12 protein-coding genes are annotated in these 10,600 nt (G+C 64.5%); 10 read left to right on the top strand and 2 right to left on the bottom strand.

Annotated features, from left to right (window positions below):
• Window positions 1–91: 91 nt before the first annotated feature.
• Both J1M81_RS06645 and J1M81_RS06650 read left to right on the top strand, forming a co-directional pair.
• Entirely contained in the window at window positions 92–562 is a 471-nt protein-coding gene (locus J1M81_RS06645; RefSeq protein ID WP_027495403.1) for a hypothetical protein, read from the top strand.
• Complete coding sequence (locus tag J1M81_RS06650; RefSeq protein WP_206497789.1) at window positions 559–1,224, top strand: methyltransferase domain-containing protein; 666 nt, start codon at window positions 559–561, stop codon at window positions 1,222–1,224. The genes J1M81_RS06645 and J1M81_RS06650 overlap by 4 nt, the downstream gene beginning before the upstream one ends.
• Here J1M81_RS06650 and J1M81_RS06655 read toward each other — a convergent pair.
• Window positions 1,211–2,494: a hypothetical protein gene (locus J1M81_RS06655; protein WP_205912728.1), complete on the bottom strand. Its 1,284-nt coding sequence runs from the start codon at window positions 2,492–2,494 to the stop codon at window positions 1,211–1,213. The two genes, J1M81_RS06650 and J1M81_RS06655, sit on opposite strands and share 14 nt — an antisense overlap.
• A gap of 112 nt (window positions 2,495–2,606) precedes the next feature.
• Between J1M81_RS06655 and J1M81_RS06660 the strand changes: the two genes are divergently transcribed.
• The 5 genes from J1M81_RS06660 (at window position 2,607) to J1M81_RS06680 (ending at window position 6,093) form a co-directional block, all read left to right on the top strand.
• Window positions 2,607–3,404, top strand: coding sequence for an S-methyl-5'-thioadenosine phosphorylase (locus J1M81_RS06660; RefSeq protein ID WP_063216429.1), 798 nt, complete (start codon window positions 2,607–2,609; stop codon window positions 3,402–3,404).
• A complete protein-coding gene (locus tag J1M81_RS06665; RefSeq protein ID WP_206497790.1) occupies window positions 3,401–4,459 on the top strand; it encodes an NAD(P)-dependent oxidoreductase in 1,059 nt (352 codons plus the stop codon). Before J1M81_RS06660 ends, J1M81_RS06665 begins: the two co-directional genes overlap by 4 nt.
• A complete protein-coding gene (locus tag J1M81_RS06670) occupies window positions 4,452–5,105 on the top strand; it encodes a glycosyltransferase family 2 protein (RefSeq protein WP_206497791.1) in 654 nt (217 codons plus the stop codon). Before J1M81_RS06665 ends, J1M81_RS06670 begins: the two co-directional genes overlap by 8 nt.
• Window positions 5,102–5,758: a DUF2064 domain-containing protein gene (locus J1M81_RS06675; protein ID WP_206497792.1), complete on the top strand. Its 657-nt coding sequence runs from the start codon at window positions 5,102–5,104 to the stop codon at window positions 5,756–5,758. Before J1M81_RS06670 ends, J1M81_RS06675 begins: the two co-directional genes overlap by 4 nt.
• Before the next feature lie 173 nt (window positions 5,759–5,931).
• A complete protein-coding gene (locus J1M81_RS06680; protein WP_167326580.1) occupies window positions 5,932–6,093 on the top strand; it encodes a hypothetical protein in 162 nt (53 codons plus the stop codon).
• Window positions 6,094–6,098: 5 nt separating this feature from the next.
• On the opposite strand, the gene J1M81_RS06685 is transcribed toward J1M81_RS06680, so the two are convergent.
• Window positions 6,099–6,533 (bottom strand): MarR family winged helix-turn-helix transcriptional regulator, encoded by a 435-nt coding sequence (locus J1M81_RS06685; RefSeq protein ID WP_206497793.1) that lies wholly within the window; start codon window positions 6,531–6,533, stop codon window positions 6,099–6,101.
• Between the two features lie 210 nt (window positions 6,534–6,743).
• Between J1M81_RS06685 and J1M81_RS06690 the strand changes: the two genes are divergently transcribed.
• From J1M81_RS06690 to J1M81_RS06700, 3 genes are all read left to right on the top strand, one after another.
• Window positions 6,744–7,778, top strand: coding sequence for a DUF4185 domain-containing protein (locus J1M81_RS06690; RefSeq protein WP_080733404.1), 1,035 nt, complete (start codon window positions 6,744–6,746; stop codon window positions 7,776–7,778).
• 22 nt (window positions 7,779–7,800) lie between these two features.
• The gene (locus J1M81_RS06695; protein WP_032374819.1) at window positions 7,801–8,424 is read left to right on the top strand and encodes a bifunctional 2-polyprenyl-6-hydroxyphenol methylase/3-demethylubiquinol 3-O-methyltransferase UbiG; all 624 of its coding nucleotides are present in this window, start codon (window positions 7,801–7,803) and stop codon (window positions 8,422–8,424) included.
• Window positions 8,425–8,503: 79 nt separating this feature from the next.
• Window positions 8,504–10,339, top strand: coding sequence for an acyl-CoA dehydrogenase (locus J1M81_RS06700; protein WP_027495393.1), 1,836 nt, complete (start codon window positions 8,504–8,506; stop codon window positions 10,337–10,339).
• The last annotated feature ends 261 nt before the right edge of the window (window positions 10,340–10,600 follow it).

Genomic DNA, 10,600 nt, shown 5'->3' on the forward strand with positions numbered 1-10,600 from the left:
ACCCGTGCGCGGGCAGTCACCGACGACGTCGGTGCTGCTCGCGCTCTGGTGCTTTCACAGACGTTTCGTAAAACGCGACAGGGGACCGGGAATGAGAGCCTTCCGACGGATATACGGTGGCCACCCTCTGCATGCCGTCGGCCTGCTGCTCTCTTTCGCGCTGGTCGGCTACGTCGTCCACATCGCCGGGCCGAAAACGTTGTGGAACAGCGACATCTGGTGGCATTCCATCGCCGTCTGGTTCTTCGGATCGGTACTGCTGCACGACGCGGTCCTGTTCCCGCTGTACTCGGCGGCCGATCGCCTTCTCACCGGGCTCGGACGACTACAGCTGACCGTCTCGCCCATCAACTACATTCGCGTCCCGGCCCTCGGCACAGCGCTGACGTTCTTGATGTTCTTCCCCGGAATACTGTCCCAGGGCGCGGAGACCTATCGTGCGGCAACAGGTTTGACCCAAGACCCCTTCTTGGAACGATGGCTGGTTCTGACAACGGTGTTGTTCGCCGCCAGCGCCGTCGTCTACTTCATTCGCTTCACCGTGGTACGGAGCCGAACATGAGCGTCACCACAGACACCCTTTTCCACCGCGCCGCCGCTGGATTGCCTTGCTGGATCGGCGATTCCGACGGCTCGAGAGAACGTCTGCCCACGGCCCGCTGGATGGGCGGAAGCGCATCCTCGGAAGAGGATCGCCGAGCCGACCACGCCATGATCAGCCGATGTACCGGGTCCACCATCGATCTCGGATGCGGACCCGGCCGGCTGACCGAAGCTCTTGCCCGACGCGGACTCTCGGCGCTCGGCGTCGACACGTCGAAGGCTGCCGTCGACCTGACCATCGGCCGCGGCGGAAACGCCGTTCTCCGTGACCTCTTCGAGCCTCTGCCCGGCACCGGCACGTGGTCGTGTGTGCTGCTCGCCGACGGCAACATCGGCATCGGCGGGGATCCGGTGCGCCTGCTACGCCGAGCCGCCGATCTGCTGGCACCACACGGAGCCATCATCGCCGAGGTGGACGAACCGAGTGACTCCGGGATTCGGCACCGCACCGTCCGCTGGGAAACCGACACCATGGTCGGCGACTGGTTCGCCTGGTCGAGTGTCAGCGCCGACGCCACCGCCGACCTCGCCCGCGCCGCCGGCTTGCAGATGGTGGACGTGGCTCCGATCGACGGCCGCTGGTTCGCGCAGATGACTCCGGCTCAGCTCACCAATTCGTGAACAGCAGATGATTGACGGCCAAGGCCCCGATCACCTGCAGCGCCAACCAGAATCGATGTGTTCGACGCGGCAGCACCGCCGGGGCGATCAACATCCACATCGCGAACGGCAGCCAGATTCGCTCCGTCTCCGCTTTGCTCAGTTGACTCAGATCGGCCATCACCACCGCCGCGAGGCCGCCGAGCACCAACAGGTTGATCGGCTGCACCCGCGCGGCGATGCGTGGGAACGCCGCGGGCACAGCGATGCCGAGCGCGCAGAACAGTGCAGCGAAGTTCGCCCAGCCCCAGTACTCGAACGGACGATCCTTGGCGATGCCCTGGTAGTACCGCTCCTGCACCAGCTCGTACCCGTCGTACCACCAGAATCCGTACGCCGTGAAGATTCCCGCAACGAGCAGGGCACCGATCACTGCACCGAGGAACGGCAGAACCTTTCGGCCCGCTATCAGCACCGCGACCGCCGGCAGACCCATCAACACCAGGCCGTAGTTCAAATAGATTCCGAACCCGAGAAGCACTCCCGCACCGATGGATGCGGGCCACAGCCAGCGCTTCGTCGAGACCGCCAGCAGCGCGATACCCCACGCCGCGACCCCGGCATAGAACGCGTCGGCGGAGACGGCGATCCAGATCGCTGCCGGTGCGATCGCCACAAACGGTGCTGCGCGCCTGGCCATGTCCTCGTCGCCCAGAACACCCAGCGTGAGAACCACAGCAACTGCGGCACTGGTTCCCACCAACACGCACAGCGTTGCCGCCCAGGCCCCGCCGCTCAAACCGAGACGGTCGAGCCAGACGAACGTCAGCAGCGCACCGGGCGGATGGCCCGAGACGTGAGTGGTCCACGAATCCGCCTGGTAATCCAGAATGCGCTCGGAGAATCCGCGCAGTGTCGCGGGGATGTCGGTGATGCCGGGAACCTCGTGCAGGTACTCGTCCGTCGAGGCCAACCGGTCGACGAACCCACGCTTCCAACCGTCGACCATCGCCAGCGCCATCGTCCACGCCGCCGACGCACCCCAGACGACGAACAACAGCCGCGTCCAGGACAGGCGTCGAGCCACGGTCGGTCCCCACAGCACGGTCGCCACCGCGATGAGGACGGCGAACGGCGTTCCCCATCCGACATGAACCTCACGAAAACCGAACAGCGGTGCGGCGTCGGCGAAATCGCGCACCTGCTGCGGTGTTCTGTTGATGATCGGGGTGACGATCTCGTTGCCCAGATACGGAACGACGAACGCGACGGCAACGAGCACGACGGCCAGCGCACCGGCGACGGCTTCTCTCCAGTAACGGATAGTGTTTTCTCCCTGCGGACTTGAAGACGAACACGGTTTCGGACCAGCATATCGACCGACGGTGATGGAGGATGGGTAGATGAACACGCAAGCGGAGTTACAGGCCGAGATCGCGGTGATCGGCGGCAGTGGCTTCTACTCGTTCTTCGCCGACGACGCCGAAGAGATCGAGCTGGACACGCCCTACGGATCACCGAGCGCACCGATCACCGTCGGCGAGGTGGAAGGACGACGAGTTGCCTTTCTACCTCGACACGGCCGCGCTCACGAATACTCGCCGCACACCCTGCCGTATCGGGCCAACATGTGGGCGCTGCGCATGCTCGGTGTCAGTCGCGTGTTCGCCCCGTGTGCCGTGGGATCGTTGGTGGCCGAATACGGTCCGGGAACCGTCGTGATTCCGGATCAACTCGTCGATCGGACGTCCGGCCGCACTCAGACCTACTTCGACAACGGCGGCATACACGTCGAATTCGCCGATCCCTACTGCGCGGAGTTGCGCAGCGCGGCCGTCCAGGGGTCCGCGGTCGACGGCGGTGTCATGGTGGTCGTCGAGGGTCCCCGGTTCTCCACTCGCGCCGAAAGCCAATGGTTCGCGCGCCAAGGTTGGACACTGGTGAACATGACCGGTCATCCCGAAGCCGTCCTGGCCCGCGAGCTCGAACTCTGTTACGCGCCGATAGCGTTGGTGACCGACCTCGACGCCGGGATCGAATCCGGTCAGGGAGTCAAGGCAGTGGACGTGTTCGCCGAATTCCAGAAGAACATCGAACCGCTCAAGGCGCTCGTCCGATCCGCAGTGCGCGACGCGCCGACCGGCGAGTGCCCCCACTGCCGGGTGCACGCCGGAGTCACACTGCCGGTCGAGCTGCCATGACTCGCGTACTGCTCACCGGCGCAGCCGGATTCATCGGGGGCCACATTCTCGACGCAGCGCGCGACACCGATCTCGAGATGGTTGCCGTCGACGCCATGTTGGGTTCCGCCCACGGACCCGGCTCGACAGCCGAGGGCATCACCGAACTGGATGTGCGAGACAAGGATTCACTCGTCGAAGCGCTACGCGGTGTGGATGTCGTGTGCCATCAGGCTGCTGTCGTCGGAGCAGGCGTCGACGCCGCGGACGCGCCGGCATACGCCAGTCACAACGACTTCGGAACTGCAGTCCTGCTCGCGGCGATGTACGAGGCAGGGTGTTCCCGCCTGGTACTGGCATCGTCGATGGTGGTCTACGGCGAAGGGCGCTACCTCAATTCCTCCGGCGAGACCGTCGTCCCGCGACCGCGTACCCGAGCCGATCTGCACGCCGGGCTGTTCGACAACCGAGACCCAGCGTCCGGCGAGCCACTCGATTGGCTACTGGTCGAGGAGGATTCACCGCTGCAACCGCGCAGCACCTACGCAGCGAGCAAACTGGCGCAGGAGAACTACGCCTCCGCGTGGGCACTGTCGACCGGTGGTTCCGTCGTCGCGCTGCGCTACCACAACGTGTACGGCCCGCACATGCCGCGCAACACCCCGTATTCCGGTGTGGCGGCAATGTTCCGGTCCTCGCTCGAACTCGGGAAGCCGCCCACGGTCTACGAGGACGGCAAGCAGGCCCGCGATTTCGTCCACGTGCACGACGTGGCAGCAGCCAACATCGCGTCCATCTCCGCCGAACTGAACGGCTTCACCGCGCTCAACGTGTGCTCGGGTCATCCGATCACCATCGGGGAGGTGGCGTCCGTTCTCGCCGACGCGAGGGGTGGGCCAGCTCCCGAAATCACCGGCCAGTACCGAGCCGGGGACGTACGGCACATCGTCGCCAGTCCACAGCGGGCAGAACAGGTTCTGGGATTTCGCGCGCAGATCCTGCCGCAGGACGGTCTCACCGCGTTCGCCGACGCACCGTTGCGCGACGCCGAGGGAACGGGCCCACCCCGTGTCTGAGCCCGGATCTGTCACCGTCGTCATTCCCTGCATGAACGAAGCCGAATCGCTTCCGGCCGTGCTGGATTCGATCCCGCCGGGATATCGAACGATCGTCGTGGACAACAATTCGACCGACGCCACCGCCGCGGTGGCAGCCGCCCACGGCGCGGCAGTGTTAGCGGAAACCGTCCCCGGATACGGAGCCGCCGTGCACGCGGGCGTCCTCGCCGCCGACACCGATATCGTCTGTGTGCTCGACGGAGACGGCTCGATGGACCCGCGCGACCTACCCACCCTGGTTGCTGCACTGGACAGCGCAGACCTGGCCGTCGGCCGTCGCCGGCCCGCCAAGGGAAGCTCCCCGCTGCACGCAAAAATCGGCAATGCCGTTCTGTCTCTTCGACTTCGGACCAAGTACAACTTGCCCGTACACGACCTCGGTGCCATCCGAGCGGTCCGCCGACAAGCACTACTCGACCTCGATGTCACCGACCGACGCTCCGGCTACCCGCTGCAGCTACTCGTGCTCGCGGCCGAGGCCGGCTGGACCGTCGTCGAACACGACGTGGACTACCGACCACGAACCGCAGGCACGTCCAAGGTCTCGGGCTCGGTCCGCGGCACCATCGTGGCCGTGCGCGACTTCTGGAAGGTGCTCTCGTGACCGTCACCGCCCTCGTCGTGGCCAAAGCACCCGTTCCAGGACTTGCCAAGACTCGCCTCGCCGCCACGATCGGCGACGCGGCCGCCGCCGAGGTGGCAGCTGCCGCGCTGCTGGACACCCTCGACGCCGTCGCGGCAGCGGACGTCGACCACCGCGTCGTGGCCCTCACCGGCCATCTTCACGACGCGGCCCGCGCCGAGGAACTCACCCGAGCCCTCGCGTCGTTCACCGTGATCCCGCAGCGCGGCGACGGACTGGGCGAACGGCTGGCGAATGCGCACGCCGACGCCGCGCCCGCAGGTGCGGTACTTCAGATCGGAATGGACACCCCGCAGGTCACCGGGCGACTGCTCAGCGACGCAGCCGCGTTGCTGGCCGACACCGATCTACTCGGTGCCGCCGAGGACGGCGGTTGGTGGATCCTGGGTCTACGGAATCCTGCTCAGGCCCGGGCATTGCTGAACGTACCGATGTCTGCCCCGTCGACGGGTGACGACACTCGGGTGGCACTGACCGCTGCGGGAGCCGAGGTCACCATGGTGTCGCAATTGCGAGATGTGGATTTCGAGTCCGATCTCGATGTGGTGTCGAATATGTGCGCACCGAACAGTCGCTTTCGCCGAGTCGTCGAACAATTACGCAAAACTCATTGATTTTGTTTTCGAGAAGGACACGAAAACAATCCGTCGGGTCTCTACATCTGTTGGGGAACAAGAAGCTTCACTTTGTCGCATTTGCCGGACCGCACGCGATGTATATCGAACAGCAACACTTCATAACCACCGTTTCACGGCGATTTCTCAGACATCAGTGCTACAAAGTGTCCATGACCGGGTTGCTGATAGGCGTAGTCGTCTGGATGGTGTGCGCTGCAATAGTCGCCACCGTCCTCGGCCGCGTCGCGCACCGAGGAGATTCCGAGGAACTCGGATCCACCCTCGAGTGGAATATCGACGGTCTCGATCGCGAAGTTCAACACGAGAACTGACGGTCTCAGTCGACTCGATCGATCAATTCGATCAGGATTGCCGACGCTGCGGCCAACGTTTCCCGCTGCCGAGCCGACAACTCGTCCAACTGTTCGGCAAGAGCGATTTCGCGAGACGCCACTTCGTCGCGAGCAGTCGCAACGCCCGCCTCGGTCAACTGCAGCACCACCTGCCTGCCGTCGGTCGGGTGCGGCTCACGGACAATCAGGCCGGCCTCGACCAACTGATGCGACGACCGCGACACCGACGGCGGCTTGATTCGCTCCCGGGAAGCCAGTTCACCGGTCGTCATCGGGCCCTCACGAAGCAACGTCGTCAGAATCGACAACTGAGCCACCGGCAACCGGTCGCTCGAATGCCGCAGACGCAGTCTCCGATTCAGCCGCATCGCACTGACGGACAGATCCCGCGCCAGTTGGGTATCGGGTAGATCACTCACGGTGTCCAGATTACGACACGGAGGTGCATTCGCCCGATTCGCGAAACCGGGCTCGAGTCGATTTAACCCACCTATAACAAACCGCTGCTGTGGTTCCGAGGTGTTATCGGGGAAACACCATGAAACGGGGCAATTTTGACACGCGTGGGATCCAGAGTCCTGACAGTCGCAGCACTGACGGTGACCGCATCGGTGCTGGTCACAGGACCAATGGCCCTCGCCGACCCCAACGCGATCAACCCCATCGCCGGTCTCAACGGAACATTCGGATTACCGCAACTGCACGGCCGCGCACAGGCCGTCGCCCAGGTGACCGGAATGTCGAGCCCGAACATGACCCAGAACGTCAACATGATCGGCACCGACCTCGGCATCATGTGGGACAACGGCCGAGGCGAGGTCCTGACCGCCTTCGGCGACACCGCAGGCGTCGGCGTCCCCAACCTCCTGCAAGGCAGCCTCTGGTCCTGGCGCAGCAACGCCATCGTCCGCAGCAACGACCGAAACCTCGCCGACGGCATGAACTTCGACAGCGTCGTCAAGGATGCCGTCGGACAGACCAAAGAAGTCGTCCCCAGCCCCAAGATCCCCTTCGTCGAAATCAGCCGAATCCCCACCGCCGGAGTCGCCGTGGGCGACACCCAGTACCTCAACCTCATGTCGGTCAAGAACTGGGGACCCGCAGGTACCTGGGACACCAACTTCTCCGGCCTCGCCGCCTCGACCGACAACGGAGAGAACTGGGCCGCACTACCCGAGACCCACAGGCCCAGCGCCGGCGGAGATCGAAACTTCCAGCAAAGCGCCTACCTGAAGGACAACGGATACGTCTACCAGTACGGCACACCGCCGGGTCGCTCCACACTCGGCCACGTCGCTCGCGTCAGAGAGGCGGACATCACGAGGCTCGGCGAATACGAATATTGGACGGGTAAGGAGTGGAAGAAGGGCGACCCTGCTGCGGCCGCCCCCATCGTCGACGGCGTCGGCGAACTGTCGGTTGCATACAACGCCGCTGTGGGCCAGTACCTGATGATCACCACCGACAACGCCAATTCCATTGTGCTGCGGCGCTCTTCATCGCCCGTCGGACCGTGGAGCCCGCCCGAGGTACTGGTCGACACTCGCGAGATCAGCTCGATCTACGCCCCGTACATCCACCCGTTCTCGACGGGCCGCGACCTCTACTTCCTGGCGACGGTGTTCCAGAACTACAACGTGCTGTTGCTGCGGGCCACGCTGTAGCAGTTCCCATTAGGCTTCCGGCGTGGACGCTGCCGAATGGGATCGCAAGTACGAACGCCGAGAACTCGTCTACGGCGAGGCTCCGAATGCGACGTTGGTCGAAGTCGCGACGACAATCCCGCGCGGTCGAGCCCTCGATCTGGCGGCCGGCCAAGGTCGCAACGCCATCTGGCTCGCGACGCGCGGCTGGACCGTGGACGCCGTCGACTTCTCGTCGGTGGCATTGACGCGGGCGAGTCGAGTGGCCGAGTCGGCCCCGCGGTCGGTGCGCGAGCGCCTGACCTGGATACACGCCGATGTGACGAAGCTGGCAACCGAGCCCAACTATGACCTGGTGCTCATGTTCTACCTCCATTTGCCTCCGGACGAGCGACGCCGAGCCGTATCGGCTGCGGTGTCGGCGTTGAAACCTGATGGAATCCTCATGATTCTCGGCCATCACTCGTCGAACATCACCGACGGCGTCGGCGGTCCACAGGAACCCGAGATCCTCTACACGCCAGAGGATCTGGCGGCGGACGTCGGGGACCGACTCACCGTCACCACGGCCGAGAACCGGTATCGAGACGTGACCGACGGCACAGCGATCGACGCTCTATTACTGGCGAGTAGGTCCGCCCTTGGCAGCGGAACCGATCGGGGGTAATATCCGTTAAGTTACCGACGAGTAGCTAACTTGGGCGGTACTCACGAGACCGCACCACCGACTGGAGAGCGAACGAGCAATGGGCCATTACAAGAGCAACCTCCGGGACCTCGAATTCAATCTCTTCGAGCTGTTCGGCCTCGACGAGACCCTCGAGGGCGACAACTTCGGCGACATGGACGGTGAAGTAGCCCGTGACATGCTGCGCGAGGTAGTACGCCTGGCCGAGGGCCCCCTGGCGGAATCCTTCGCGGACGCCGACCGCAACCCCCCGGTCTTCGATCCCGAGACCCACAGCCTGAAGCTGCCCGAATCCTTCAAGAAGTCCTACAAGGCCCTCGCCGACGGTGAGTGGTGGCGCGTCGGCCTCGACGAAGAGGTCGGCGGCATGGCAGCGCCTCGCAACCTCTTGTGGGGCATCAACGAGATGCTCCTCGGCTCGCAGCCCGCCGCCTTCATGTACTCCGCAGGCCCCGGCTTCGCAAACATCCTGTACCACAACGGAACCGACGAGCAGAAGGAATGGGCCAAGGTCGCCGTCGAGCGCCAGTGGGGTGCCACCATGGTCCTCACCGAGCCCGACGCCGGATCCGACGTCGGCGCAGGACGCACCAAGGCGATCAAGCAGGACGACGGCTCCTGGCACATCGAGGGCGTCAAGCGCTTCATCACCTCGGCCGTCTCCGACGACCTCTTCGAGAACATCTTCCACCTCGTGCTCGCCCGTCCCGAAGGTGCCGGACCGGGCACCAAGGGCCTGAGCCTGTTCTTCGTTCCGTCCATCCTCTTCGACTTCGAGAAGGGTGAACTGGGAGAGCGCAACGGCGCCTTCGTCACCGGCGTCGAGCACAAGATGGGCCTCAAGGCCTCCGCCACCTGTGAGCTCACCTTCGGTGGCCACGGCGTCCCCGCCAAGGGCTGGCTCGTCGGCGAGGTCCACAAGGGCATCGCGCAGATGTTCGACGTCATCGAGCACGCTCGAATGATGGTCGGCACCAAGGCAATCGGCACCCTCTCCACCGGCTACCTCAACGCACTCGAGTACGCCAAGGAACGCGTCCAGGGCGCCGACCTGACGCAGATGACCGACAAGACCGCACCGCGCGTCACCATCACGCACCACCCCGACGTGCGCCGCAGCCTCATGATGCAGAAGGCGTACTCCGAGGGCCTGCGCGCGGTGTACCTCTACACCGCCGCACACCAGGACCCGATCACCGCCAAGCAGGTCTCGGACGCCGACGAAGACATCGCCTACCGCGTCAACGACCTGCTGCTGCCCATCGTCAAGGGCGTCGGCTCGGAGATCGCTTACCAGGTGCTCGCCGAATCGCTGCAGACCTTCGGTGGCTCCGGCTTCCTGCAGGACTACCCCGTCGAGCAGTACATCCGCGACGCCAAGATCGACTCGCTGTACGAAGGCACCACCGCCATCCAGGCGCAGGACTTCTTCTTCCGCAAGATCGCACGCGACCGCGGCGTAGCCCTAGCTCACGTTGCCGGACAGATCAAGTCGTTCATCGACAGCGAAGCAGGCAACGGACGCCTCAAGGCCGAGCGCGCACTGCTCGCCACCGCCCTCGAAGACGTCCAGGCCATCGTCACCTCGATGACCCAGCACCTCATGGGCGCACAGGACCAGCCCACCGAGCTGTACAAGGTCGGCCTGGCGTCGGTGCGTTTCCTCATGGGCTTCGGCGACCTCCTCATCGGCTGGCTGCTGCTGCGTCAGTCCGAAATCGCCATCGCCGCACTGGACAACGGCGCAGAGGGCAAGGACAAGGCGTTCTACGAGGGCAAGATCGCAGTGGCCTCGTTCTTCGCCAAGAACATCCTGCCGCAGCTCACCGCCACGCGCGCCATCCTCACCAACATCGACAACGACATCATGGAACTGGACGAAGCAGCATTCTGATTCCCTGAAACCTTCGACGGCCGCACCTGTTCACGGGTGCGGCCGTTGTTGTTTGTGGGCCGTCGGTCTCGCCTCGGTTGCCGGCCTGCGTAGCGGCGCAAACGCGCGCGCGTTTGTCAGATGCGCGCGGATTCTGCGGAATAGTTAGGCGATTTCGCGCGCGTTCGGCAAATGCGCGCGCGTTTGCGACCTAGCCGGGTCCGATGGACTTCACGCGCCACGGTCACCGAACCCGACCCACGTAGACGCTCCCCCGTAGAC

Origin of the sequence: Rhodococcus sp. KRD175 (assembly GCF_017168275.1) — a bacterium.
Classification (GTDB): Bacteria; Actinomycetota; Actinomycetes; order Mycobacteriales; family Mycobacteriaceae; genus Rhodococcoides; species Rhodococcoides fascians.

Coding starts and splice junctions, on each gene's coding strand:
- J1M81_RS06680 (WP_167326580.1), top strand. CDS start 5,932: ATGACCGGGTTGCTGATAGGCGTAGTCGTCTGGATGGTGTGCGCTGCA.
- J1M81_RS06700 (WP_027495393.1), top strand. CDS start 8,504: ATGGGCCATTACAAGAGCAACCTCCGGGACCTCGAATTCAATCTCTTC.
- J1M81_RS06660 (WP_063216429.1), top strand. CDS start 2,607: ATGAACACGCAAGCGGAGTTACAGGCCGAGATCGCGGTGATCGGCGGC.
- J1M81_RS06645 (WP_027495403.1), top strand. CDS start 92: ATGAGAGCCTTCCGACGGATATACGGTGGCCACCCTCTGCATGCCGTC.
- J1M81_RS06690 (WP_080733404.1), top strand. CDS start 6,744: ATGGCCCTCGCCGACCCCAACGCGATCAACCCCATCGCCGGTCTCAAC.
- J1M81_RS06650 (WP_206497789.1), top strand. CDS start 559: ATGAGCGTCACCACAGACACCCTTTTCCACCGCGCCGCCGCTGGATTG.
- J1M81_RS06665 (WP_206497790.1), top strand. CDS start 3,401: ATGACTCGCGTACTGCTCACCGGCGCAGCCGGATTCATCGGGGGCCAC.